The organism is Streptomyces sp. STR69 (genome assembly GCF_024519455.1).
In the GTDB taxonomy this organism is placed as follows: domain Bacteria; phylum Actinomycetota; class Actinomycetes; order Streptomycetales; family Streptomycetaceae; genus Streptomyces.
On sequence record NZ_JALJRY010000002.1, the window covers coordinates 1 to 24117 of the forward strand.

A 24117-nucleotide genomic window follows, 5' to 3' on the forward strand; every position below is an offset into this window, starting at 1 on the left:
TGACGATGGAGTCCTTGCCGCCGGAGAAGAGGATCACCGGCCGCTCGAACTCACCGGCCACCTCACGGAAGATGTGCACCGCCTCGGACTCAAGAGCGTCCAGGTGTGAGAGGGCGTACGGCGTGTCCGTACCGTCCTCGGCCTTGGCGACGGTCGCCGTCATGCCAGTCCCCTCTCGGTGAGCAGCGCGTGGAGTGCCGCTGCCGACTCCTGCACGGTCTGGTGCTGCGACTCGATCCGCAGGTCCGGCGACTCGGGCTCCTCGTACGGGTCGTCGACCCCGGTGAGCCCGGTCAGTTCACCGGCGGCCTGCTTGGCGTAGAGCCCCTTCACATCGCGTACGGAGCACACGTCGACCGGGGTCGCCACATGCACCTCGATATAGGCGGCGCCGCTCTCCTGGTGCCGCTTGCGGACGGCCTCGCGGCTGTCGGAGTACGGCGCGATGACCGGGACGAGCGCCTTGACGCCGTTGCGGGCGAGCAGTTCGGCGAGGAAGCCGATGCGCTGCACGTTGGTGTGCCGGTCCTCGCGGGAGAAACCGAGGCCCGCTGAGATGAACTCGCGGATCTCGTCGCCGTCGAGCACCTCGACGAGGTGGCCCTCCTCGCGCAGCCGGCCTGCCAGCTCGTACGCGATGGTGGTCTTGCCGGCACTCGGCAGACCCGTGAGCCAGACGGTGGCTCCGGTCGTCACGTGCGACTCCTTCTCGGTGATGGTCATTCGTGCAGCCCGCACTCGGTCTTGCCGCGCCCCGCCCAGCGGCCGGCGCGCGCGTCCTCGCCGGCCAGGACCCGGCGGGTGCAGGGGGCGCAGCCGACGGACGCGTAGCCGTCCATCAGCAACGGGTTGGTGAGGACGCCATGTTCGGCCACATAGGCGTCCACGTCGTCCTGGGTCCAGCGGGCGATGGGGGAGACCTTGACCTTCTGGCGCTTCTCGTCCCAGCCGACGACCGGGGTGCCCGCCCGGGTCGGGGACTCGTCGCGGCGCAGCCCGGTCGCCCAGGCCGCGTACTTGGTGAGGCCCTGCTCCAGCGGCTGGACCTTGCGCAGCTTGCAGCACAGGTCCGGGTCGCGGTCGTGGAGTCGGGGGCCGTACTCGGCGTCCTGCTCGGCGACGGTCTGGCGCGGGGTGAGCGTGATGACGTTGACGTTCATCACGGCCTCGACCGCGTCCCGGGTGCCGATGGTCTCGGGGAAGTGGTAGCCGGTGTCGAGGAACACCACGTCGACGCCGGGCATCGCGCGGGAGGCGAGGTGGGCCACCACCGCGTCCTCCATCGAGGAGGTCACACAGAACTGCTTGCCGAAGGTCCGAGCCGCCCACTGGAGGATCTCCAGCGCGGAGGCGTCCTCCAGGTCGCGGCCCGCCTGCTCGGCCAGGGCTTTCAAGTCGTCGGTCGGGCGCGCTTTCTGAGTCGTCGTCATATCGTGTCTCCCCCTGCGTCGGTCTGCTGGAGACCCCGGGCGAGGAGCCCGAGGAACTTCAGCTGAAAGGCCCGATTGCATGCCGCGCATTCCCATGCGCCATGGCCCTGCTCGTTGGGACGCAGGTCCTCGTCACCGCAGTAGGGGCAGTAGAAGGGGGCAGCCCGCTCGCTCACGACAGTGACTCCTCGCTGGCGCGCGTCGCCCAGGCGGCGAAGCGCTCGCCGTCCTCGCGCTCCTGCTGGAACCGGGTGAGGACCCGCTCGACGTAGTCGGGCAGTTCCTCCGAAGTGACCTTCAGGCCGCGGACCTTGCGGCCGAAGCTGGCCTCCAGACCGAGGGCGCCGCCGAGGTGCACCTGGAAGCCCTCGACCTGCTCGCCCTTGTCGTCGAGGACCAACTGGCCCTTGAGACCGATGTCCGCGACCTGGATACGGGCGCAGGCGTTCGGGCAGCCGTTGATGTTGATGGTGATCGGCTCGTCGAACTCCGGGATACGGCGCTCCAGTTCGTCGATGAGCGTGATGCCTCGCTGCTTGGTCTCGACGATCGCGAGCTTGCAGTACTCGATGCCGGTGCAGGCCATGGTGCCGCGCCGGAAGGGCGAGGGCTTGGCCGTGAGGCCGAGGGCTTCGAGGCCCTCCACCAGTGAGTCGATCCGGTCTTCCGCCACGTCGAGCACGATCATCTTCTGCTCGACCGTCGTGCGCAGCCGGCCCGAGCCGTGCGCCTGCGCCAGCTCGGCGATCTTCGTGAGCGTGGTGCCGTCGACGCGGCCGACACGCGGCGCGAAACCGACGTAGAACAGGCCGTCCTGCTGGCGGTGGACGCCGACGTGGTCGCGCCAGCGCTGGACCGGCTGCGCGGGGGCGGGGCCGTCGACGAGCTTGCGCTTGAGGTACTCGTCCTCCAGGACCTGGCGGAACTTCTCCTGGCCCCAGTCCGCGACGAGGAACTTCAGGCGGGCGCGGGTGCGCAGCCGCCGGTAGCCGTAGTCGCGGAAGATGCCGATCACGCCCGCCCAGACGTCCGGGACCTCGTCCAGCGGGACCCAGGCGCCGAGCCGGACGCCGATCTTCGGGTTGGTGGACAGGCCGCCGCCGACCCACAGGTCGAAACCGGGGCCGTGTTCGGGGTGGTTGACGCCGACGAACGCGATGTCGTTGATCTCGTGCGCGACGTCGAGGAGCGGGGAACCCGAGATCGCCGTCTTGAACTTGCGCGGCAGGTTGGAGAATTCCTTGGTGCCGATGTACAGGCGGTGGATCTCGTCGATCGCCGACGTGCCGTCGATGATCTCGTCCTCGGCGATGCCGGCGACCGGGGAGCCGAGGATGGTGCGGGGCGTGTCGCCGCAGGCCTCGGTGGTGGAGAGACCGACCGCCTCCAGGCGGTTCCAGATCTCGGGCACGTCCTCGATGCGGATCCAGTGGTACTGCACGTTCTGCCGGTCGGTGAGGTCGGCCGTGCCGCGCGCGAACTCCTGCGAGATCTCGCCGATCACCCGGAGCTGGTCCGTGGTGAGCCGGCCGCCGTCGATGCGGACGCGCAGCATGAAGTACTTGTCGTCCAGCTCCTCCGGCTCCAGGATCGCGGTCTTGCCGCCGTCGATCCCGGGCTTGCGCTGGGTGTACAGCCCCCACCAGCGCATACGGCCGCGCAGGTCGTTCGGGTCGATGGAATCGAAGCCGCGCTTGGAGTAGATCGTCTCAATGCGTGTCCGCACATTGAGACCGTCGTCGTCCTTCTTGAACTGCTCGTTCCCGTTGAGCGGGGTGAAGTGTCCGGCTGCCCACTGACCCTCACCGCGGTGACGGCTCACCTTGCGGCGGGGCGCTGCGGATGCAGGGTTCTCGGGGGTGGCGGCCATGGTTCTACGTCCTCCGGGACAGGCGGGTGATCGGCTCTGACCTGCGCGTACGGGCGCATGCGGGCATACGTGCGCGTCTTTGCGCAGGGTGGGGCAGATACGGGAATTCCGGGGGCTGCGGCTCGGCTAGCCCGCCGGACAGATGGCGCTGGACATGCGGCCGAGGTCGACGTGCCGCCGACTCACCAAGGCAATCCCAGTTCCAGACATGACGGAAGCGTGTCACGGCGATCTGGACACAGTCCAGCTTCGTCCGCCATGCGGACACCCTGGTCCCGATATGTGAGACGAGGGTGTCGTCAGTCACATGACGTGCGCGCGGTCTTGTCGGCGCAGGTCAGACCGAGTAGGCCCCGGGCCACGGGCCCGGTGTGGTCACCAGCGTCACCTCCTCGACCTGCGTGTCGAAGAGCTTGAAGCCCCGGCGCTGGTAGTTGTCCATCGCGTGCACCCCGTCCAGGCTGCAGGTATGCACCCACACCCGGCGGGTCGGCGCCTGCCCCGGCCAGCGGTCCGCGAGGTCCCAGGCGCGGGCGGTGCCGTAGGAGAGGAGGTGGCCGCCGAGGCGTCGGCCGCGGAAGGCGGGGATCAGTCCGAAGTAGGCGATCTCGACGACGCCGTCCTCGTGCGCGGCCAGTTCTATGTACCCGGCGGGGGTGCCCCGGTCGTACACGACCCAGGTCTCCGTGCCCGGCCGGTCCAGGTACTCCTGCCACTGTGCGAACGTCCAGCCGAGCCGGTCGATCCAGAGGATGTCCCCGCCCACGGACGCGTACAGAAAGCGGCTGAACTCGGGGGAGGGCACCTCGGCGCGGACGATCCGCACGTCTCCGTCCGGCTTGACGGCCGGGAGGAGGTCGCGCGGGTCGGTCTGCTCCAGGGACCAGGTGGTCACGGGGGTGTTCGTCATGCCCGTCAGCGAATCATCCGGCCGGGGGATCTGTCGATCAGCGGATCAATCGAGGGAGCTGTCGATCGAGGTCAGCGGCAGCGCGAACAGCATCCGGCCGGACACCGACCAGACCTCGCCCGTTTCCTGCCAGTACGAGAGGGAGTCGGTCTGCGCGCTCCAGCACTGGTGCGTCTCGTCGGCCCCGCACTCGGTGGCCCGCGCGTCCTTCGCGTCCTGCCGCCACAGCGAGCCGTGTCCGCTCTGCTCCCCGGCCGCGCCGCCCAGGTACCAGGAGGCACCGTTCGCGAGCACGCCCCCGACGCCGGTGACCTTCGTCGCGTACGCCTCCTCGGGCACCGCGTGTCCTGCCGAGTCGGTGGCGAGCAGCCCCGGCCGCGCCGGGTCCAGGCTGAACGGGTAACGCCACAGATGCTTCCCACCGCCGGCGACCAGACTGTCCGGCACCGTGCTGCGGTCCAGCGAGAGACCGACCGGGCCCGTGGCGGAGCTGTCACCCGTCAGCCGGTACGACCCGATCGCGGGCAGCACATACCGGTACCCGGCGGCCGACCAGCCCTCGCGCACCCGGCCGACCGCGGAGGCCGTCACCGTGGCGCGCTGGATGCGGTTCATGTCGTACACGTACAGGGCGTCGCGGGTCCCGCTGGTGGTGGTGACCAGCAGCTTGTCCTGGTACCAGACCATCCCGGAGACCTTGGAGACGAGGCCGCGGTAGTCGCGCCCGCCGTCGGTCGGTACGGCGAGGAGGGCCCAGGTGTAGGTGAGCCGGCCGGGGTCGTCGGCGTTCACGAAGGCGACCTTGGCCAGGCCGCCGCTGTTCGCACTCCAGCCGGAGAGGATCACCCGGTTCGAGCCCCACCAGCCGTCCTCGTCGGCGTCGCCCGAGGTCGTCACCGAGCGCGGGGTCCACGCCGGGTCGGCCGCGTCGCCGCTGTCCCAGCAGTACGCGCGGGTGGCCGCCGGTTCGACGGGCAGCGCCGCCTTCTCGTCCGTCGTGCAGTCGGCGGCGTCACGGAGTGTGTGGTCGGCGCTCTTCAACACGGTGTCGACGCCCACCGGACGCCCCATCGCGGTGCTGAGCCGGTCCAGCGACCGCTGCGGCTCCAGACTCTCCCGCAGCTCCAACTTCCCCAGTTCGGAAGCCGAGGTGAGCGGCTTCAGCGCCCCGGGATCGGAACTCACCGTCGCCTGCGAGGCACTGATCATCGTCGCGGCGGCGGTGAGGCCGAGCGCGGCCCCGGCCAGCGCCGCACGCAGTGCCCTGCCCCGCTTGCGCCGGCGATGTCGCCCACGTGCACCCATAAGTGTCCTCCCGGAGCGAGCCAACTGCGCCTGGTGATCCGTGCGTTGACCAGGGAGCAGGTGGGGTGGCCCGTAGAGGGATGCTACGGCAGTCAAGGCCGCCCCATGGGCAAGACCCTGCAATTATGCGGAAGATGCCGCCCGACGTGTCTTTTGCGCCACCTGTCCGCTACGGCGTCGGGACCGGCTTCCGCCCCTTGGTCACCGCCGGTGCCGTCGAATACGGCAGCAACTCCCGCGGGTCGTCCGGCAGCACCACCTCGACCTCCGCGTCCTCGCAGAAGCGGTACGGCCGGTGCTCCAGGAACGCCCCGAGATAGCGCCGTACCCGGGACATCTCGGCGCGTACGGTCACCGTGCGGCCCGGGTCGCCGAACATGTCCTCGGCCAGGCCCGCCGCGCTGCGACCGGTGCGGTGCAGGGCCAGGAGGTAGAGCAACTCGGCGTGCCTGGGGCTGAGTTCATGGGTCCAGGAGCCTGTGCAGCCGGACACCGTCACCGACCAGCGCCGTGGCAGCGCGAGATCCAGGACGATCCGGGTGGCGGCGCGCGGCCCCGGTTCGTCGCTGGCCCGGACCAACCAGCCCCCGGCCAGCGGCTCCAGCGAGCACAGCCCGAGCGAGGGCAGCCAACGACGGCCGGCCGAGGGCGACTTGGGCAACGCGATCCGCTTCACATACGGCATTCCGGTGACCGCGGCGGTCCAGCCGTCCCGGTCCACCACCAGCGCCCGCCCGCCGAGCCGGGGCAGGATCGGCGCCGCCACCGCGCGCAGCCGCTCCAGCGAGGTCATGTGCAGCTCACGCAGCCGCGCCTCGGCGAGTTTCGCCACCGAGTCGACCCAGGCGAGGGTCGCCGGGTGCATGGTCTCCAGCGGACCGCTGACATCGACGACACCGATCAGCCGGCCGTCCCTGGGGTCGGTGATCGGGGCGCCCGCACAGGTGAACGCGGTCAGCGCGCGGGAGAGATGCTCGGCGGCGAAGACCTGCACGGGCCGCCGTACGACCGCCGGGGTGCCCACGCCGTTCGGGCCGATGACGTCCTCGCGCCAGTCAGTGCCGACCTCGATGCCGACCTCGTCGGCCTTGCGCAGCACGGCCGCACTGCCCTCGCGCCACAGCGCCCGGCCCTCGTCGTCCGCGATCAGCACGATGTGGTGGGCGGCGTCCGCGACCGACACCAGGCCCTCCCGCAGCACCGGCAGGACGTGCCGCAACGGGCTTGCGCCGCGCCGCCGTTCGACCTCCTCGCGGGAGAGCAGTCCGGTGCGCAGATCGTGGTCGGGGTGGGTCCCGCCGCGTAACGCGCGCTCCCAGGACTCCTCGATCACCGGGCGCGGAGCGGTGCGGGCGCGCTGCCCCGAGAGCGTGGTGTGCCGGGCGTCGCTGAGCATCCGTGCCGTCCGCGCCGCGTCGACGGTGGCGTGCTGTGTTGGGGCGGCCGGCGGGTTCACCATGGGTCCTTCTCTCCGGTCCCGTATCGACTGTTGTTCTCATAGTGCCGCCCCGCGGTGACGGAGGGAGACACTCCGAACACAGTGGCCACCAAGTTGCAACCCTCTGCAACCCTGGTGAACGGTCGTACGGTGTCTGAAACTTGTCCCACGCTGCGAGGGTGGTGCCGTGTCGGCGCAGCACCACCCTCGCGTTGCGCAGGTATGCTCAGGCCGTCGGCCGGGCGCGTTCCACGATCGACGTCAGGTCCAGGCTCGGCGGCAGGGTGCCGAAGGTGGCACCCCAGTCGCCGCCCAGCCGGGAGGCGCAGAACGCGTCGGCGACCTCCGGCGGCGCGTGCTGGACGAGCAGCGCCCCCTGGAGTACGAGGGCGATCCGCTCGACCAGGCGCCGGGCGCGGCCCTCGATGCCGTCCAGGTCGGCGAGTTCGACGAGCAGGTTCTTCATCGCGCCGTCCAGCCGGTGATCGGCGCCGCGCACCCGGCCGACCTCGACCAGGAACGCGTTCAGCGCCTGCGGCTCGCGCTGCAACGCCCGCAGTACGTCGAGGGCCTGGATGTTCCCGGCGCCCTCCCAGACCGAGTTGAGCGGTGACTCCCGTACCAGGCGCGGCAGTCCGGACTCCTCCACGTAGCCGTTGCCGCCCAGGCACTCGGCGGCCTCGACCGCGACCGTCGAACAGCGCTTGGTCACCCAGTACTTGGCGGCCGGCACCGCCAACCGCAGGAACGCCAGCTCCTGTTCACCGCCGTCGTCGTATGCGGCGGCGAGTCGGAGCCCGAGCGTGGTCGCGGCCTCCGACTCCAGGGCGAGGTCGGCCAGGACGTTGCGCATCAGCGGCTTGTCGAGGAGCCTGCCGCCGAACGCCTCGCGGTGGGTGGCGTGGTGGACGGCCTGGGCGACGGCCTGCCGCATCAGACCGGCCGAGCCGAGCACACAGTCGAGCCGGGTCGCCGCGACCATTCCGATGATGGTCCGCACCCCGTCCCCCTCGTCCCCGACCCGGCGCGCCCAGGTCCCGTCGAACTCGACCTCGGCGGAGGCGTTCGACCGGTTGCCCAGCTTGTCCTTGAGGCGCTGGAGCAGGAACACGTTGCGGGTGCCGTCCGCCAGCACCCGGGGCACCAGGAAGCAGGTGAGCCCGCCGGGCGACTGCGCCAGCACGAGGAAACCGTCGGACATGGGCGCCGAGCAGAACCACTTGTGGCCGGTCAGCTCGTACGTCCCGTCCTCTGCGAGAGGTCGCGCCTCCGTCGTGTTGGCGCGGACGTCGCTGCCGCCCTGCTTCTCCGTCATGCCCATCCCGAAGACCGCCCCGGCCTTGAGGTGGGCGGGCCGCAGCTCACGGTCGTAGACCATGGACGTCAGCCTGGGCTCCCACTCGGCGGCGAGCGCGGGGTCGGCGCGCAGGGCGGGCACCGCCGCGTGGGTCATGGACAGGGGGCAGCCGTTGCCGGCCTCGACCTGTGTCCAGACCAGGAAACCGGCGGCCCGCCGCACATGCCCGGCGGGGCGGTTCCAGGCCGCGGTCAGTCCCGCCGCCACGCCCTTGCCGAGCAGCCGGTGCCAGGCCGGATGGAACTCGACCTCGTCGATCCGGTTGCCGAAACGGTCGTGGGTGCGCAGGCCCGGGGGGTTGTCGTTGGCCTGCGCACCCCACTCCTGCACCTGGGCCGAGCCGGCGGCCCGGCCCAGGGCGGAGAGGTCGTCCCGTACCTCGGTGAGGAGTCCGGGCGGCGTGTGCCGCTCGACCGCGGCCGTCAGGACGTGGTCGGCGGTGAAGACGTCGTATCCGACCAGCCGGGGAGGCTGGTTCGTCACGGTGTGGGTGGTGCGTGCCATGGCTGGAACCTACCCGTGCGGACGGCGGTGGTCCGGATCTCCGCGGTGAAACAGCCACCGCCGCCGCCGTCAGGCCGACTGGGACATGGCCGCCAGTATCTCGGTCCCGGCCGCCTCCTCTTCCAGCCAGCCCGTGCGGTACACGGTGTCCAGATAGCGTTCGCCCAGGTCAGGGGCGATCGCCACCGCGGTCGGGCCGTGCCGCCGGTCCGGCCAGCCGTTGCGGGCGAGCCACTGGCCGGCCCCGCTGACGACCGTGCCGGTGGACCCGCCGAACAGGAAGCCCCGCGCGGCCAGCCGGCGGCAGGTCTGCACGGTGTCCGTCTCCTCGACATGGATCACGTCGTCGACGTACGACTCGTCGAGGAAGGGCGACCCCACGCTGGTGCCGAGTCCCGGGATCATCCGCGGCCTCGCCTCCCCGCCGAAGGTGACGGAGCCGACGGCGTCCACGGCGACGATCCGCACCCGGCGCCGCCACTGCCAGAACCAGCGCGCGCAGCCCATCAGGGTCCCGGTGGTGCCGGCCCCCACGAACAGCACGTCGAGCTGGGGGAACCGGCGGGCGATGGCGGGTGCCGTGGTGCGGTAGTGCGCCCGCCAATTCCCTTGGTTGGTGTACTGGTTGAGCCACACGTACCGCTCGTCCGAGGCGCACAGCGCCCGCACGTACGCGATCCGGGCGCCCAGGAAACCGCCGTGCCCGTCCGGCTGGTCGATGATGTGGACCCGGCTGCCCAGCGTCTCCATGAGCTGCACCGTGGGCAGGTTGCAGCGTCTGTCGGTCACACAGAGGAACCCGTAACCGCGGCTCGCCGCGATCACGCTCAGGGCCACTCCCAGGTTCCCGGACGACGACTCGACCAGCACCGAGCCGGGCCGCAGGATGCCGTCCCGCTCGGCGGCGTCCACCATCTCGGTGGCGGCCTTCAGTTTGATCGAGCCGGCGAAGTTGAACCCCTCACATTTCAGATACAGCGGCAGGCCCAGCGAGGCCCGCAGATCGACGTAGAGCTCGTCCTCGTTGAACTCCGCGGGATCGGAGATAACAGCCATGTATTTCCCCCCTAGTGGTGCGCCACGATCGCCGTCAGCCGTACCGGCGCAGCTCGTGGAAGAACCCGTCGACGACGCGCAGTTCGCCCCGTCGAGCCACTTCGTCATGGACGAACCTGCCGACCGCCAGGTCCAGCACCCCCAGGCCGAAGGGCGAGAACACCACCGTGCGGTCCGCCGGTACGCTCACCCGCCCGGTCAGCACGTCGTCCAGCGTGCCGTCGATGAACTCCCGCCCGCCGGTGGCCTGTTCGGCCAGGTGCGGTGAGGTGTCGGCCTTCAGGCAGTGCTCGACGTCGTCCACGAAGTTCGCGGACGCGAGCAGGATCGCCGGGTCGAGATCCCGCAACGACACGTGCAGGACCAGCGGATGGTGGTCGAACCAGGCCGGATCGTGGATGTGCGGCGCGCCGGCGATCGTCGCGAAGACCAGCAGGTCGCTGGAGCGGACCAGCCCTTCGGCCTTGTCGTGCACGGTGATCCGGCCCTGCGCGCCCGACCGCTCCAGATATCCCCGGAACCCCTCCGCGCTGTCCGCGGACAGGTCGTACACGCCCGTCTCCTCGAACTCCCAGCCGGTGGCGCGGAGATGGGTGTGGATGTAGCGGGCGATCAGGCCGGTCCCGACGAACCCGACCCGCAGCGGACGCGTCCGCCCCTGGCTGAGCTTCTCGGCCGCGAGCGCCGCCGAACTCGCCGTACGCGTCGCGCTGATCACCGAACTCTCCAGGCAGGCGTACGGATAGCCGGTGTCGGGGTCGTTGAGGATCAGCACCGCCGAGGCCCTGGGCAGGCCCGAGCCGGTGTTCCCCGGGAAGCTGGAGATCCACTTCAGGCCGTCCACCCGCAGCGGCCCGCCCAGCGACGCGGGCAGCGCGATGATCCGGGACGAGGGGCGGTCCGGGAAGCGCAGGAAGTACGACGGCGGGTTCACGGAGTCGCCCGCACCGTGCAGCCGGTAGGTGGCCTCGACGAGCTCGCCGATCTCCGACTCCCGCCCGGCCAGGGCCTGTTGGACCTGCTCGCCGCTGACGACCGCGAACGAGGGTGTGTCGAAGTCCGTGGTGAATTCGCTCATGCCGCCCTCACCCCTCCTGTCGGCGCGCAGTCCGTGAGCCGTACCGGGTCGCCGAGTCCGGCGAGCACTTCACGCGGGCCCTCGAACGGGTCCCGGCCGTGCGCGGTACGGATGTTGTCCACCAGCAGCAGATCCCCGGAGCGCCACGGCGTGCGCCGGACGTGTGCGTCGTAGGCCCCGTTGATGGCCGCCACGATGTCCGCGTCGACCGGATCGCCGTTCCCGAAGCGGGTGTTGAAGGGCAGCGCGTCGGCGCCGTAGACGTCGATCAGGTACTCGCGGACCTCGGGCTCCATCGTCCACTCGTTCAGGAACGCGATCTGGTTGAACCAGCAGCGGCGGCCGGTGACCGGGTGGCGGAGCACGGCGGCGCGGTGCTGCCGGGTGTGCAGCGAACCGTCGGACTGCCAGGCGAAGTCGATGCCCTGGGCCCGGCAGTAGCGCTCCACGACACTGCGGTCCTCGGTGCCGAAGGCCTCGGCGACCGACGCCCCGATCTCCTCGTGGTAGGTCCGGGTCAGCAGCCAGCCCTCCCGCTCGAAGCGGTCCACCAGTGTGGTGGGCAGCGAGGTCAGGACGGCCTCGGCGTCGGCGACGGGGGTCGCGCCGCCCTCGGTCGGCGCGTCGAGGCAGGCGAAGAGCAGCAGTCCGGGGAAGTCCAGCGCGTAGCTCGACTCGTGGTGCAGGCACATGGGCTGGTCGGTCGGCCACTTGGTGGCGGAGTACACGCCCTCCGCGTAGGTGCGGCGCGGCGCGAACGGCTCCCGGTCGGCCATCAGGGAGTCGGTGAGCCGCCGGAAGACGGTCTCGGCCCCGGCCGGATCGGCGAGGCCCAGACCCCGGACCAGGACGCAGCCGTGCTCGGCGACGACGGCCCGCAGCGCCGTACGGTGCCGGTCGGCCCAGCCGACCGGGTCCGCGCCGGCGTCGGCGTGCAGCAGCGGCGGACCGTCCGGGCTCAGGGTCACTGCGTGGAGAAGGGTCGCGGATGAGAGCGACATCTCGGTGTTCCTTTCGGTGGTGCTGTCGATCGTTCGGCCGGGGGTGCGGCGGGTCTCAGGAGGAGACCGGCGGTTCCAGCAGTCCGGCCAGGTCCGCGAGGACCGGGTGTCGGGTGACGTCCTTGAGGCTGATCGCCCGGTCGAGGGCGACCGCGAGCTTCACCGCGGCCAGCGAGGTGCCGCCGCGGTCGAAGAAGTGGTCCTGGCGGCCGATCCGGTCGGCCGGAATGCCGAGCACCACCGCCCAGGCCGCCGCCAGCCGGCACTCGGCCGGTGTGCCGGGACCCTCGCCGACCGCGTCCAGGTCACCGGCGAGCGCGGTGAGCGTCCGGCGGTCGGTCTTGCCGTTGGCGGTCAGCGGCAGCGACGCCCGCCAGTGCACGACCGACGGCACCATGTAGGCGGGCAGCGACTCGGCGAGCCGCGCCCGCACGGCGTCGGCCTGCACAGGCCGCGCACCCGTGCAGAACGCCACCAGCTGCGTCCCACGTACGACGACCACCGCGCCGTCCCTGACCCCGTCCACCCGCAGCAGCGCGTTCTCGATCTCACCGATCTCGATACGGAAGCCGCGGATCTTCACCTGGCTGTCCCGGCGCCCCAGGAACTCCAGCTTGCCGTCGGGCCGCCAGCGCCCGTGGTCGCCGCTGCGGTACAGCCGCTCACCCGGCCGGTACGGATCCTCGGTGAAGGCCGCCGCCGTCCGCTCGGGATCGTTGACGTACCCCCGGCCCACGCACACACCGGAGAACACGATCTCGCCGGGCGCCCCCAGCGGCACCGGCACCAGGTCCTCGTCGACGACGTACACCCGCACATTGCCCACCGGGCGGCCGAGCGGGACCCGGGGCCCGTCCGGCGCCCGGTCCATCACCTCGTGGTTGGTGTCGTCCGAAGTCTCGGTCAGGCCATAGGCGTTGACCAGCCGCACCCCGGGCCGCGCCGCGAACCAGCGCTCCACGAGCTCCTTCTTCACGGCCTCCCCGGTGACCGACACACAGCGCAGGTCCGGGAGTGGGCGCGGCTGCCGCTCCAACTCGGCGAGCACGGCCTCCAGATACGACGGCACGACCTGGAGCACATTGACCCGCCCCGCCTCGATCGTGTCGACGAACCGCGGCACGTCCAGGATCACGTCCTGCTCCACCAGCAGCGTCCGCCCGCCCACGAGCGGCGCGCAGACCAGCTGCCACAGCGAGATGTCGAAGCACTGGGGAGCGGTCTGCGCGACCACCTGCCCGGCCCCGATCCCCAGGTCGTCGAGCTTGGCGAACACATGGTTGAGGAAACCCGCGTGCTCGCACATCGCGCCCTTGGGCTCACCCGTGGAGCCCGACGTGAAGTAGATGTAGGCGAGTTGACCGGGCGAGACCTCGATCCCCAGGTCGCTGTCCGCATGTCCCTCGGCGTAGGCCTCGTCGACGTAGAGCGTGCGGTCCGACGTGTCCAGCGCGCCGTCGCTGCCGTGCTCGGTCAGCACCAGTTCGCACCCGGCGCGGTCGAGCACCCGCGCCACCCGGTCGGCCGGGAAGTGCGGCTCGACGGGCAGATAGACCCCGCCCGCCTTGAACACGGCCAGTACGGCGGCCATCCAGTCGAGGTTGCGCTCCAGCACCACGGCGACGACACCCTCGCGGGTCAGGCCGCGGGCCAGCAGCGCCCGACTCAACTGGTTCGCCCGGGAGTTGAGCTCCCGGTAGGTCCACTCCCGGTCACCCTGCACGGCGGCGACCGCGTCCGGGCACACCTCCATCATGTCCTCGAACAGCTCGTGCCCCCGCCGGTCCGGCAGTTCGCGCCGCGGGCCCGCCAACTCCTCCAGCTGGAAACGGACTTCGGCCTCGGACAGCAGGCTCGTCCGCTTCGGATCGACGAGGACGGTGAGGTGGTAGCCCGCGATGCGGGCGGCGGCCTCGGCGTCCAGGACGTCGGTGCGGTACCGCAGCCGCAGCGTGCGGCCCGTGACGCTCACCTGCAGCGCCGGGTCCTCCTCGACGCTCTCCCCGGAGAGCGCGGCGAGCACGGTCGCGTGGGCGGCCTTCAAAGCGGCGGGCTCGATCAACAGCCCTTCGGGCAGGGACACTTCGTACTCCGCCACACCGGGCACCGGAGCGAGCGTCCACCGCGGAATGATCTCCATCGTTCTTTTCCCCCCTGTTTCCTTCCCCCTGCGGCCAGGCCGTCAGGGAGTCATGTGCGCGACGGCGCCGCGCTGGGCCACCGCCGGATTCCCGCCCCACCGCGACAGCGCGGGCATCTCCTCGCCCTTCATCAGGAACGAGTCGGCGGCGAGTACGGCCCCGTCGCCCATCGACACCCCGTAGTGCACGAGCGCACCCACCCCGAGGGTGCAGCCGTCGCCGATGGTGATGAGCTCGGACTTGAACGTGCCGTCCTCCTGCGAGTGGGACTGCACCTTGGTGTGCGCCGACAGCGTGCAGTCGTCGCCGATCGCGGTGAGCGTGCGCTCGGTGATGTAGGCGCCGTCGTCGAAGACCCGCCGGCCCATGCGTACGCCCAGCAGCCGCCAGATCAGGATCTTGAACGGCGTCCCGTTGAACACCTGGATGTAGTGGTCCGGGACCTTCCAGAGCCGTTCGTGCCACCAGAAGTACGGGTCGTAGATCGAGCACAACTTGGGCTCCAGCGGCCGGAATCCGCCGACCAGGCGCTCCACCAGCACGTAGTACCCGGCGGTGAAGCCGAGCCCCAGCATCAGGGACGCGCCGATCAGCAGCCCCCCGCCGATGCCCTCGCCCCCGTACAGGTCGACGGCGGCGAAGCCGAGCACGGTCAGCACGAACCAGTGCAGCCAGCGCACGAACAGATACAGGCCCATCGAGCGCAGGTTGGCGCGGTTCTTCAGGGTCAGCCGGCGCTTCAGCTCGTCGCCCTCGCGCAGATGGTCGAAGCGGCTGTCCCGCTCCACCGAGCGCGGGATCTCGAAGCACGGCGAGCCCAACAGGCCCACGCCCTCGCGGACTTCGCCGTCGAGCGGCACCATCACCTTCGTGGCGAGAAGGCAGTTGTCGCCGGTGCGGCCCCCGGACGGGTAGGCGATGTTGTTGCCCAGGAAGTTGCGCGGCCCGATCGTGGCGTGCGACAGCCGGAACGACGTACTGGAGAAGTCCGCGTTGACGATCGACAGACCGTCCGCGACCATCGTGCCGCTTCCCACACTGACCAGATACGGCGTCTCGTGCTGCACCTCCGTACCGAAGTTGGAGCCGGTCTGCTCCACCTCGCCGAGGTCGTAGCCGATGGCCTTCAGATAGCCGACGATGTACGAGCTGTCGCCGCACAGCCACTTGAAGAACTTCAGGTTGGTCAGGCGGGCCACCGCTCGCTGCACCGAGTAGTGGAAGCCGTACAGCGGATACACCCGGTCCGGGCGCAGCAGCGGACGGAGCAGCCTCGGCAGCAGGGACACGGAGGCGAAGCCGAGCACGATGAAGGCGACGAACGCCACCAGCGACAGACCCAGCGCCTCGCCGTAGAAGCGGGCCGAGTTGAGGTCCGTCTTGTTCGGGTCCAGCAGGTGGTCGAGGGCCGGCACCACGGTCAGCACCATGTAGGTGCCGCCGACCGCGAGCGGGACGTAGACCAGCACCATCTGCAGCAGCGCGACCAGGCCGTAGCCGAAGCGGCGCGCCGTGGAGCAGTCCGCCGCCGGGACGCGGACGTAGTCGACGTCCGTGGCAACGGCCGGCGAGCCGTGCACGCGTCCGCCCGCCGGGACCCGCGCCCCGTCGTACAGGGCGGAGGAGTGGCCGAGTTGGGCGCCGTCGCCCATGGACGTGCCGATGTCGAGGACCGTCTTCTCGCCGACGTACACCCCGCTGCCGAGCGTGACCCGGCCGGTGCGGATACGGCCGGCGTGCGCCTGGTAGCAGAGGAAGAAGGAGTCCTTGCGAATGACCGTTCCGTCTCCGACGGTCAGCAGGTCGGTGCAGACCGGGACGGAGTGGGACAGGATCGTGACGCCCTTGCCGATCCGGGCGCCGAGTGCGCGCAGGTAGAGGACGTACAGCGGGTTGCCGGCGAACAGGATCATCGGGTTGGCGTGCAGCAGCGCCTTGACCGTCCAGAACCGGACATAGGCGAGGCTCCAGACCGGGAACTCGGTCTCCTTCCAGCGGCCGACGAGTACCCACTTGGCCACCACCGGCACCGTGCACACACCGATGAACACCGCGCCGCCGAATATCGCGGAACGCAGATAAACCTGCGCCACTCCGGAACCGCCGGAAACCCATTCGTACCCGCGGCCCGTGACAAGTCCGGCGAGTGCGCAGTACATCGCGAATACGAGGAACTGAAGCAACCCGCACAACAGATAGCGTGCCGTGCTGCCGGGCGGCGGAGGCTCGGCGACGGCCGGCTCGGAAGGCCCGGAGGTGTCGGCGAGCGCCGCCGCGAGACTACGGATCGTCGGATGGCCGTAGACGTCCCGCATCGAGACCGACGGGAGATCGTCGCGTTTCCTGACCCGGGCGCAGAAGTGCGCCATCACCAGTGAGTTGGCGCCCAGGTCGTCGAAGAAGTGACTGTCGAGCGGTATTGCTTCCTTGCGTACGACACCGGCCAGGACCTCTGCGAGAACGGTCTCGGTGCCGGCGCCGGGTTTTCCCACCACGTGGCTCCTTGGTGCTGATCATTGTCTTTGAATTGCCAAAATCGTCAAAGACGAATACGGCACACGCGAAACGGGTGGGGTGAAAGTAAATTTCCGGGACGGGGTCCCGGTCATGGACCCAATGTGATTCCCCCGAGTCGTGTGCGCTGACGTCGTCCCAACGTGCGCAACGAATGCAGTCCGGATTATTTCTGGACATTCCGGAACGGGTCAAGGCCGTTTTGGGCAATGGCGCTTTTTCGACTTCGCGGGGTGCGGTGAAGGTCAATCAGGATTGACGGACGAAGTCCTCACCGGGAAGCTCTCCAAAACAACCATTAAAATCTCGAATGCCAATTCGAATTCAGGACCGAAAACTTTCGGCCAGCGCGAGCATGACACGGCCGGCCGGCCGGCGGGCGCCCGGTCCCGGCCGACGCCCCCGGGGGATGAGTGCATCCCGGCACGGCGGATACCTTTAGGGCGTGCAGTCAGCAAGTGAAACCCCCGAGCGGCCCACCGGCCGGTTCCACCGGGCGCGTGCCCTCTACCGGAACGTCTCCAAGCGCAGGACCGCCTGGCTGCTGGTCAAGGACACCGTCAACTCCTGCATGGAGTACCGCATCCTGGGCCTCGCGGCCGAGGCCGCGTTCTTCACGCTGCTGTCCGTGCCGCCGCTCCTGCTGAGCCTCATCGGCCTGCTCGGCTACGTCGACAGCTGGACCGGCGCCCACAGCATCGCCGGCCTGGAGAACAACATCCTGGAGGCGTCCCGCACCGTCCTGACCGACAAGGGCGTCCACGAGATCGCCCAGCCGATCCTGCACGACGTCATGAAGGGCGGCCGGCCCGACGTCATCTCCATCGGCTTCCTGTTCGCCCTCTGGTCGGGCTCCCGCGCGGTCAACGTCTTCATCGACACCATCACCGTGATGTACGGCCTCGACGGCGTACGCGGCATCGTCAAGACCCGGATCGTGTCCTTCGCGCTGTTCATCGCGGCCCTGCTGATCGGCTCGGTCGCGCTGCCCCTCATGGTGGCCGGACCGGACGCCGTGGTGAAGGTCGTGCCCTGGTCGGAGACGGTCGTACAGGTCCTGTACTGGCCCGTCGTCATCGTCCTGTCCGTCGTCTTCCTCACGACGCTGTACCACGTCTCCGTCCCCGTCCGCTCCCCGTGGATCGAGGACGTGCCCGGCTCCCTGGTCGCCCTCGCCATGTGGGTCCTCGGCAGCTACCTGCTGCGCATCTACCTCACCGGCACGGTCGAGGGCCCCACCATCTACGGCTCCCTCGCCGCGCCCGTCGCCGTACTGCTGTGGATCGGCGTGTCCGCGTTCGCCGTACTCGTCGGCGCCGCCGTCAACGCGGCCATCGACCGGGTCTGGCCGGCCGCCGCGACGGCCGCCGCCCGCGCCGCCAACGAACGCCGGCACGAGGAGCAGGCCGCGGAGTACGTCGCCCGCATGGCCGCCGCCCGCACCCAGGGCGGCGAGGACGACGAGGACTTCGACGACCCCGACGACGGCGACATGCCCTCCGAGTTCCCGGAACGCTGGTCCCGCTTCCTGCCCCCCGAGGACGTCACGTCCAGGCTGCGCACGCACGCCAAGAGCACGCATGCCAAGAGCACCCACAAGAGCGGCGGAGACACACCGGGACCGGTGGAGTAACGCTCCGCTACACCTTCCAGACGCCCGCCGCCGAGGCTTCCCGCGCGAACTCCGCGAAGTCGCGCGGCTCGCGCCCCAACACCTCCTGAACCCCGTCCGAGAGATACGAGTTGCGCCCGTCGAGCAGCGACTCGAACAGCTCCACCAGGAACTCGACCTCCCCGTCCGGCACCCCGAACCCGGCGAGATCGTCGCCGTACTGACGGGCCGACACCGCCCGATACGTCAACGCCCGCCCCGCCGCCTCGGAGATCTCCGCGATCGCCTCCCCGAAGGTCAGCAGCCGCGGCCCGGACACCGTGAGCGCCTGCCCGACGTACCGGTCCCCGGCCGTCACCGCGGCCACGACCACGTCCGCGATGTCCCGCACATCGATGAACGGCTCCCGCACCTCACCTGCCGGGAACACCAGCTCCCCGCTCTCCCGCAGCCCCTCCACCAAGGGCCCCTCGCTGAAGTTCTGCGCGAACCACGCCGCCCGTACGACCGTCCAGTCCGCCCCCGACCCGCGCAGCGCCTCCTCGGTCGGCCGCGCCCGCTCCTCGCCCCGCGAGGACAGCAGCACCAGCCGCCGTACGCCGAGACCGACCGCCTCGTGCGCGAACATCCCCACCGCGCCGGGCGCGTCCGGCGCCCCGACGTCCGAGGGGTACACCAGATACGCGGCATCGGCGCCCCGCAGCGTGTCCGCCCACGTCGACCGGTCCGCCCAGTCGAAGCCCTGCGCCCGCGAGGCCGCCCGCACGGTCAGCCCCGCCGCCCGCGCGGCCTCCGCCACCCGGCGCCCGGTACGACCCGAAGCGCCCGTCACCACCATCGTCATGTTCCGTGCGTTCTCTGTCATGCCGTTCAGTCAACGCCCGTGCGCGAGCACGGGCCATCGCTGAACGGCTCATTCCCATAAGCACGCGTCTACGCTGGCCGCATGGACGCCCTGTCAGGCCTTCTGGAGGGTCCACGCGCGCGTGGCGCCTTCATGATCCGCGCGTGCTTCGACCCGCCGTGGGCCCTGCGCATCGAGGACCGCGCCCCGCTGACGATCATGCTCATGGTCCGCGGCGACGCCTGCATCACCCCGCAGACGGGCGAGCGGATACGTCTCCGGGCCGGCGACCTCGCCATAGCGCGCGGCCCCGACCCGTACACCTGCGGAGACGCCCCGGACACACCCCCACAGGCGCTGATCCTGCCCGGCGGCGAGTGCAGCTACCCCGACGGCACCTCCCTGAAGGGCTCGATGGACCTCGGCGTCCGCACCTGGGGCGACCGCCTCGACGGCTCCACGGTGATGCTCATCGGCACCTACCTCATGCGCGGCGAGATCAACGGCCGCCTCCTGGACGCGCTGCCACCCCTGCTCTCCCTCCCCTCCGAGGTCTGGGAGTGCCCGCTCACCCCCCTCCTCATGGAGGAGATCGTCCGCGACGAACCCGCCCAGGAAGTCGTCCTGGACCGCCTCCTGGACCTCCTGGTCATCGCCGCCCTGAGGGCCTGGTTCTCCCGCCCCGAGGCGGAGGCCCCGGCCTGGTACCGCGCACAGGCGGACCCGGTGGTCGGCAGGGTCCTGCGCCTCCTCCAGGACGATCCCGCCCACCCCTGGACGGTCGCCTCCCTGGCCGCCAAGGCGGCCGTCTCCCGCGCGGCCCTGGCCCGCCGCTTCACCGACCTGGTCGGCGAACCCCCGATGTCCTACCTCACCGCCTGGCGCCTGGCCCTCGCCGCGGACCGCCTCCGCGACACGGACGACACGATCGCCGCGATAGCCAGGGACGTGGGCTACGGCAGCGCCTTCGCCCTGTCCAGCGCGTTCAAGCGGGTGTACGGGGTGAGCCCGCAGGAGCACCGGACGCGGGTGGGGTAGCGACTCCGCCGGGTGCTGCGGTCGGCGTAGCCTTTTGCGTGTGTACGTGGAGAGGGCATCCCGGCTGCCCGGCGCGGTGGTCTGGAGCCGGACCGTCGAGGACCCCGCCGTCGGCCCGGTCCGGCCCGTCCTGCCCGACGGCTGCATGGACCTCCTCTGGAACGAGGGCCGCCTGCTGGTCGCCGGTCCCGACACCCGCGCATACGTTCCCGGGGCCGAGCCCGCGCACTGGGCCGGCGTCCGCTTCTACCCCGGCACCGCCCCCACCTTCCTCGGCGTCCCGGCCCACGAACTCCGCGACCGCCGCGTCGACCTCACCGACCTGTGGCCCGCCGCGACGGTTCGAAGCCTGAGCGCCCGCGTCGACACGGCCCCCGACCCGGCGACAGCACTGGAGGACCTGGCACTGGAACGCGCCGCGCACGCACCCCCACCCGACCCGCTGCTACGACACCTCGTGGCGGCCCTGGACACCGGCCGCCCGGTGGCCGCCACAGCCGACGAACTCGGCCTCGGCGCCCGCCAGTTGCACCGCCGCTCACTGGCCGCCTTCGGTTACGGCCCCAAGACCCTGGCCCGCGTGCTGCGCCTGCAGCGGGCCCTCGCGCTGGCCCGCGCCGGAGTCCCGTTCGCGACGACGGCGGCCCGCTCCGGCTACGCGGACCAGGCCCATCTGGCCCGGGACGTCAAGGAGTTGGCCGGGATGCCGCTGGGCGAACTACTCGGCCGCCGGGCCGGGTAGCGGCGCGAACAGATCCACCCCATTGCCGTCGGGGTCGTGCACAACGGCGTACCGCTGCCCCCAGAACGCGTCCCACGGTTTGAGCTCCCCGTGGTGACCGGTGCCGACCAACTCCTCGTAGACCCGGTCGACTTCGGCGGGATCGTCACAGAGCAGGGCGAGCGCGGCCCGGCCACTACCTCCGGTGGGCGGCTGCCAACCCGCGTGGAACGAGCGGACGGTGTCCTCCGTGTCCAGCAACAGTCGTAGTCCGCCGGGGAGTTGGGCCTCGGCATGCGGCTGGTCCTCGGCACCCTCGGGGAAACCGAACCCGAGCCGACGGTAGAAGGCGACAGAGGCGGCCATGTCGGAGACGACCAGGCCGATCGCGTCGAATCGTGGAGTCATGAGGCCACGGTAGGCAGGGGCCGGGCGGCGGGTCTTGAACGAATCGGACACCTTCCCTCTCAGGAGAAGGTCACCGCCCCGCGAGGCGTGTCCAGAGTGAACGAGAGCGTCACCGGTCCCTCGGTCAGCGCCAGCTCCACGCCCACGGCGGACAGCAGTGGGCGGATCTCGTCCGGTGCCGGAGCGGTCGCGGCCAGCTCCAGCAGCGGCGCGACGGGCAGACCCGAGGCGGTCGGGTGGGGCGACGAACTCCAGTCGATCAGGAACGGCACCAGACCGGACGGGTGCGCCGTGTCCCCGTCCGTGAGCCGCCACTCCAGCAGCGTGCCGTCGGGCCGGCGGCGGCTCATCGCCCGCACGGGCCCGGGGTCGTATCCCTGGGCGCGGGCCGCCGCGACCGCCGCGTCCAGATCGGGCGGACTGACCGCCCAGGTCACGGTCCGGGCGACGGACAGCCCGTCGACACCGAACGGGCGCGGCCCCGACGGCTCGGACTGCTCCGGGTCGGGACCGAGGATCTCCAGGTAGCGCGAACCACCGAGAGACACCAGGTAGTTGCGGGTACCGAGCCCGACATGGGCGCCGCCGGCCACCGGTGCGATGCCCGTGCGCAGGGTGAAGTCGGCGACGGTCGCCGCCAGTTCGGGGGTCGCGAGGACGAGGTGGTCCAGGCGTGCGGGAACGGCATTCATCCCCAGCAAGGTTACGCGGCGGGACCGCCACAGGAGGGGAAAAGTCCCTGAAGTGTGGAACACCTGTACGGCAGGATGGCCGCATGATCCGTGCCGTACGAGCCCTGCCGTTGTTGCTGTTGCTGCCCGCGCTGATGGTCGGCTGCGGCACCGAGAAAGCGGACGCCGGTGCCGGAGCCCCGAAGGCCTCGTCCTCCCCTTCCGCTTCCCCGTCCCCGGCGACGTCTGCCGAAATCGCTTCCCGCGCAAAGGCGTTGGGCTTCGACCCCGACCTCGTCTACGTCATCGACCCGCCCGGATTCACCCTCGCCCAGCAGTCGGTGGGCGTGTCGGACGTCGGTCTCTCCGTGTCGTACACGTCGGCGAAGAACGGCGCCGTGATCAACCTGCGCGTGGAGCCGGGCACGATGACCGACGCGAACTGCACGACGCAGGCGGTCACCACCGAGCACATGACCTGCGTACGCGACGGGAACGCCTGGTACCGCACCGGTGGGGGAGACGCCGAGTACGTGATGGCGGCGAAGGGCCACCTCGTGCATGTCGCCGCCGAGCAGGACAAGGTGAGCCGCGAGGTCCTGCGTGAGTCGGCCCGGTCGCTGCGCCGTCCGTACAAGAGCGAGCTCTCCGAGATCCTCCCGCCCAGGGAGTTCGGCAACGGTGTGGGGACCGGCGGTTGAGTCCACGGAGTGAAATAGGCTGCCGCGTATGGCTGTTGCCGCACCCCGCCTCCTGGCCTGCACCCGCACCACCGCCTACCGCCATGACTCCATCCCGGCCGCCGTGACCGCCCTGCGCACCCTCGGCCCCTTCGAGGTGACCGCCACGGAGGACCCGGCCGCCCTCGAACACCCGCTGGACGGCTACGCGGCCGTGGTCTTCCTCTCCACCAGCGGTGAGGTGCTCACTCCGGCGGGCCGCGAACACCTCACGGCCTACGTCGAGTCGGGCGGCGGCTTCGTCGGCGTCCACGCGGCGGCCTGCACGGAGTACGACTGGCCGTACTACGGCGACCTCCTCGGCGCCCGCTTCGACCGGCACCCGGCCTACCAGCCCGGCAGGGCCGTGATCGAGGACCGCACCCACCCGGCCACCCAACACCTGCCCGCCGTATGGCAGTTCACGGACGAGTGGTACGACTTCCGCACCAACCCGAGGAGTTCGACCCACGTCCTCCTCTCCGCCGACGAATCCTCCTACGACGGCGGGGGAATGGGCGACGACCACCCCCTGGCGTGGTGCCACGAGAAGGGCGCGGGCCGGGTCTTCTACACGGCCCTGGGCCATGCGGCGGAGGCCTACGACGACCCGGACTTCCGCGCGCATCTGCTGGGCGGGATCAACTGGGCGGCGGGGCTGAGCTAGAGGGACCTCGGCTGCGGCGGTCCTGCCGGTGACCCGGAGATGAGGATGGAGCCAGGGCGTGGGGCGAGCAGGCCGCTCTGCCGGAATCGTCCCGGGAGGGGCCGGTCCTTGACGACGTGTTTCATCACGAGGGTCGAGGTCAGCCGCTGGAAGCCGGACAGGCGGGAAAGCTGCTGGTCGTGGAGCCGGCCCGCACTGTGCTCGGGGCCCGGCCCGGGGCCGCCCGGACCATCACCCGGATCTCGGGTGTCATGATGATCGCGATCGGCGGCTTCCTGCTGCTGGAACGTCTGGCCGGCCGGTGACCCGGTCCGCGTCGCGGCACCACGGAAGGGGCACGATGAGCGACCACCCCGAGCAGGATCAGCGGGAAGCGAGCCCTCGGACCCAGGCGCGCATCCGGGACAGCTTCGCCCGCCAGGGTCTGATGCGTCACCTGGGCGCCGAGATCACCGAGATCGCCCCGGGCCGTGTCCACATCGTCCTGCGAAGCCGGCCCGAGGTCACCCAGCAGCACGGCTATGTCCACGCCGGAGCCACCAGCGCCATCGCGGACAGCGCCGGCGGCTATGCCGCGCTCACTCTGTTCCCCGAGGACACCGAAGTGCTCACGGTCGAGTACAAGCTGAACCTCCTCTCACCCGCTCTCGGAGATCAGATCGAAGCGGTGGGCACGGTCCTGAGGCCAGGGCGCACGCTCACGGTCTGCCGACTGGACGTGTTCGGCGTGCGCGACGGCCAGTCGAAGCTCGTCGCGACCGGTCAGCAGACCCTGATCCGCGTGGACGCCCCCGCCGGATAGGCGAGCTCCGCGAGGATCACCGCGCGGCAGC

Annotated in this window: 23 protein-coding genes and 2 pseudogenes; 6 read left to right on the plus strand and 19 right to left on the minus strand. The window is 70.7% G+C overall.

The genetic code is table 11. The features are described 5' to 3' along the window. From OC490_RS03715 to OC490_RS03780, 15 genes and pseudogenes are all read right to left on the minus strand, one after another. Positions 1-163 (minus strand): annotated as a pseudogene (locus tag OC490_RS03715) (sulfate adenylyltransferase small subunit); the annotation flags it as partial. Beyond that, entirely contained in the window at positions 160-696 is a 537-nt protein-coding gene (gene cysC / locus OC490_RS03720; RefSeq protein ID WP_262056766.1) for an adenylyl-sulfate kinase, read from the minus strand. The gene cysC and the pseudogene OC490_RS03715, both read right to left, overlap by 4 nt. 23 nt (positions 697-719) lie before the next feature. Then, positions 720-1430 carry a phosphoadenylyl-sulfate reductase gene (locus OC490_RS03725; protein WP_262056326.1) on the minus strand — a complete coding sequence of 237 codons (711 nt, stop codon included), beginning with the start codon at positions 1428-1430 and terminating at the stop codon, positions 720-722. Beyond that, positions 1427-1606: a hypothetical protein gene (locus OC490_RS03730; RefSeq protein ID WP_262056327.1), complete on the minus strand. Its 180-nt coding sequence runs from the start codon at positions 1604-1606 to the stop codon at positions 1427-1429. Before OC490_RS03730 ends, OC490_RS03725 begins: the two co-directional genes overlap by 4 nt. After that, the gene (locus OC490_RS03735; RefSeq protein WP_262056328.1) at positions 1603-3300 is read right to left on the minus strand and encodes a nitrite/sulfite reductase; all 1698 of its coding nucleotides are present in this window, start codon (positions 3298-3300) and stop codon (positions 1603-1605) included. Before OC490_RS03735 ends, OC490_RS03730 begins: the two co-directional genes overlap by 4 nt. Positions 3301-3426: 126 nt before the next feature. Further along, entirely contained in the window at positions 3427-3510 is an 84-nt protein-coding gene (locus tag OC490_RS49305) for a putative leader peptide (RefSeq protein ID WP_309500612.1), read from the minus strand. 127 nt (positions 3511-3637) lie between these two features. Beyond that, positions 3638-4210: a GNAT family N-acetyltransferase gene (locus tag OC490_RS03740; protein WP_262056329.1), complete on the minus strand. Its 573-nt coding sequence runs from the start codon at positions 4208-4210 to the stop codon at positions 3638-3640. A gap of 45 nt (positions 4211-4255) precedes the next feature. Further along, positions 4256-5515, minus strand: coding sequence for a hypothetical protein (locus OC490_RS03745; protein WP_262056330.1), 1260 nt, complete (start codon positions 5513-5515; stop codon positions 4256-4258). A gap of 169 nt (positions 5516-5684) precedes the next feature. Further along, positions 5685-6974, minus strand: a complete 1290-nt coding sequence (locus OC490_RS03750; RefSeq protein WP_262056331.1) for a GAF domain-containing protein — start codon at positions 6972-6974, stop codon at positions 5685-5687. Positions 6975-7179: 205 nt separating this feature from the next. Continuing rightward, positions 7180-8814, minus strand: a complete 1635-nt coding sequence (locus tag OC490_RS03755) for an acyl-CoA dehydrogenase family protein (protein WP_262056332.1) — start codon at positions 8812-8814, stop codon at positions 7180-7182. Between the two features lie 69 nt (positions 8815-8883). Beyond that, entirely contained in the window at positions 8884-9870 is a 987-nt protein-coding gene (sbnA, locus tag OC490_RS03760; RefSeq protein ID WP_262056333.1) for a 2,3-diaminopropionate biosynthesis protein SbnA, read from the minus strand. 34 nt (positions 9871-9904) lie between these two features. Next, a complete protein-coding gene (gene sbnB, locus OC490_RS03765; protein WP_262056334.1) occupies positions 9905-10948 on the minus strand; it encodes a 2,3-diaminopropionate biosynthesis protein SbnB in 1044 nt (347 codons plus the stop codon). Beyond that, positions 10945-11949: a TauD/TfdA family dioxygenase gene (locus tag OC490_RS03770; protein WP_262056335.1), complete on the minus strand. Its 1005-nt coding sequence runs from the start codon at positions 11947-11949 to the stop codon at positions 10945-10947. The genes sbnB and OC490_RS03770 overlap by 4 nt, the downstream gene beginning before the upstream one ends. Before the next feature lie 55 nt (positions 11950-12004). Beyond that, positions 12005-14089 (minus strand): non-ribosomal peptide synthetase, encoded by a 2085-nt coding sequence (locus OC490_RS03775; protein ID WP_262056336.1) that lies wholly within the window; start codon positions 14087-14089, stop codon positions 12005-12007. Between the two features lie 42 nt (positions 14090-14131). Beyond that, positions 14132-16582, minus strand: coding sequence for a Pls/PosA family non-ribosomal peptide synthetase (locus OC490_RS03780; RefSeq protein WP_262056337.1), 2451 nt, complete (start codon positions 16580-16582; stop codon positions 14132-14134). Positions 16583-17049: 467 nt separating this feature from the next. Between OC490_RS03780 and OC490_RS03785 the strand changes: the two genes are divergently transcribed. Next, entirely contained in the window at positions 17050-18237 is a 1188-nt protein-coding gene (locus OC490_RS03785) for a YihY/virulence factor BrkB family protein (protein ID WP_262056338.1), read from the plus strand. A gap of 7 nt (positions 18238-18244) precedes the next feature. On the opposite strand, the gene OC490_RS03790 is transcribed toward OC490_RS03785, so the two are convergent. After that, positions 18245-19081, minus strand: coding sequence for an NmrA family transcriptional regulator (locus OC490_RS03790; protein WP_262056339.1), 837 nt, complete (start codon positions 19079-19081; stop codon positions 18245-18247). A gap of 81 nt (positions 19082-19162) precedes the next feature. On the opposite strand from OC490_RS03790, the gene OC490_RS03795 reads away from it, so the two are divergent. Then, positions 19163-20098 (plus strand): AraC family transcriptional regulator, encoded by a 936-nt coding sequence (locus OC490_RS03795; protein ID WP_262056340.1) that lies wholly within the window; start codon positions 19163-19165, stop codon positions 20096-20098. A gap of 40 nt (positions 20099-20138) precedes the next feature. Further along, complete coding sequence (locus OC490_RS03800) at positions 20139-20840, plus strand: helix-turn-helix domain-containing protein (protein ID WP_262056341.1); 702 nt, start codon at positions 20139-20141, stop codon at positions 20838-20840. Here OC490_RS03800 and OC490_RS03805 read toward each other — a convergent pair. Both OC490_RS03805 and OC490_RS03810 read right to left on the minus strand, forming a co-directional pair. After that, positions 20817-21227, minus strand: coding sequence for a VOC family protein (locus OC490_RS03805; RefSeq protein WP_262056342.1), 411 nt, complete (start codon positions 21225-21227; stop codon positions 20817-20819). The two genes, OC490_RS03800 and OC490_RS03805, sit on opposite strands and share 24 nt — an antisense overlap. Before the next feature lie 59 nt (positions 21228-21286). Continuing rightward, entirely contained in the window at positions 21287-21919 is a 633-nt protein-coding gene (locus tag OC490_RS03810) for a VOC family protein (RefSeq protein ID WP_262056343.1), read from the minus strand. Positions 21920-22002: 83 nt separating this feature from the next. Here OC490_RS03810 and OC490_RS03815 point away from each other — a divergent pair, with 83 nt between their 5' ends. Together OC490_RS03815 and OC490_RS03820 are read left to right on the plus strand one after the other, a co-directional pair. Continuing rightward, positions 22003-22599, plus strand: a complete 597-nt coding sequence (locus tag OC490_RS03815) for a hypothetical protein (protein WP_262056344.1) — start codon at positions 22003-22005, stop codon at positions 22597-22599. 28 nt (positions 22600-22627) lie between these two features. Beyond that, complete coding sequence (locus tag OC490_RS03820) at positions 22628-23284, plus strand: ThuA domain-containing protein (RefSeq protein WP_262056345.1); 657 nt, start codon at positions 22628-22630, stop codon at positions 23282-23284. Positions 23285-23376: 92 nt separating this feature from the next. Here the strand turns inward: OC490_RS03820 and OC490_RS03825 are convergent. Further along, positions 23377-23472: pseudogene (locus tag OC490_RS03825) on the minus strand (Lrp/AsnC family transcriptional regulator); the annotation flags it as partial. Between the two features lie 152 nt (positions 23473-23624). Between OC490_RS03825 and OC490_RS03835 the strand changes: the two are divergent. Further along, complete coding sequence (locus tag OC490_RS03835) at positions 23625-24086, plus strand: PaaI family thioesterase (protein WP_262056346.1); 462 nt, start codon at positions 23625-23627, stop codon at positions 24084-24086. Positions 24087-24117: the final 31 nt, after the last annotated feature.

Coding starts and splice junctions, on each gene's coding strand:
- OC490_RS03835 (WP_262056346.1), top strand. CDS start 23,625: ATGAGCGACCACCCCGAGCAGGATCAGCGGGAAGCGAGCCCTCGGACC.
- OC490_RS03810 (WP_262056343.1), bottom strand. CDS start 21,919: ATGAATGCCGTTCCCGCACGCCTGGACCACCTCGTCCTCGCGACCCCC.
- OC490_RS03820 (WP_262056345.1), top strand. CDS start 22,628: ATGGCTGTTGCCGCACCCCGCCTCCTGGCCTGCACCCGCACCACCGCC.
- OC490_RS49305 (WP_309500612.1), bottom strand. CDS start 3,510: ATGTCTGGAACTGGGATTGCCTTGGTGAGTCGGCGGCACGTCGACCTC.
- OC490_RS03775 (WP_262056336.1), bottom strand. CDS start 14,089: ATGGAGATCATTCCGCGGTGGACGCTCGCTCCGGTGCCCGGTGTGGCG.
- sbnA (WP_262056333.1), bottom strand. CDS start 9,870: ATGGCTGTTATCTCCGATCCCGCGGAGTTCAACGAGGACGAGCTCTAC.
- OC490_RS03805 (WP_262056342.1), bottom strand. CDS start 21,227: ATGACTCCACGATTCGACGCGATCGGCCTGGTCGTCTCCGACATGGCC.
- OC490_RS03725 (WP_262056326.1), bottom strand. CDS start 1,430: ATGACGACGACTCAGAAAGCGCGCCCGACCGACGACTTGAAAGCCCTG.
- sbnB (WP_262056334.1), bottom strand. CDS start 10,948: ATGAGCGAATTCACCACGGACTTCGACACACCCTCGTTCGCGGTCGTC.
- OC490_RS03750 (WP_262056331.1), bottom strand. CDS start 6,974: ATGGTGAACCCGCCGGCCGCCCCAACACAGCACGCCACCGTCGACGCG.
- OC490_RS03795 (WP_262056340.1), top strand. CDS start 19,163: ATGGACGCCCTGTCAGGCCTTCTGGAGGGTCCACGCGCGCGTGGCGCC.
- OC490_RS03815 (WP_262056344.1), top strand. CDS start 22,003: ATGATCCGTGCCGTACGAGCCCTGCCGTTGTTGCTGTTGCTGCCCGCG.
- OC490_RS03790 (WP_262056339.1), bottom strand. CDS start 19,081: ATGACAGAGAACGCACGGAACATGACGATGGTGGTGACGGGCGCTTCG.
- OC490_RS03755 (WP_262056332.1), bottom strand. CDS start 8,814: ATGGCACGCACCACCCACACCGTGACGAACCAGCCTCCCCGGCTGGTC.
- OC490_RS03740 (WP_262056329.1), bottom strand. CDS start 4,210: ATGACGAACACCCCCGTGACCACCTGGTCCCTGGAGCAGACCGACCCG.
- OC490_RS03770 (WP_262056335.1), bottom strand. CDS start 11,949: ATGTCGCTCTCATCCGCGACCCTTCTCCACGCAGTGACCCTGAGCCCG.
- OC490_RS03735 (WP_262056328.1), bottom strand. CDS start 3,300: ATGGCCGCCACCCCCGAGAACCCTGCATCCGCAGCGCCCCGCCGCAAG.
- OC490_RS03745 (WP_262056330.1), bottom strand. CDS start 5,515: ATGGGTGCACGTGGGCGACATCGCCGGCGCAAGCGGGGCAGGGCACTG.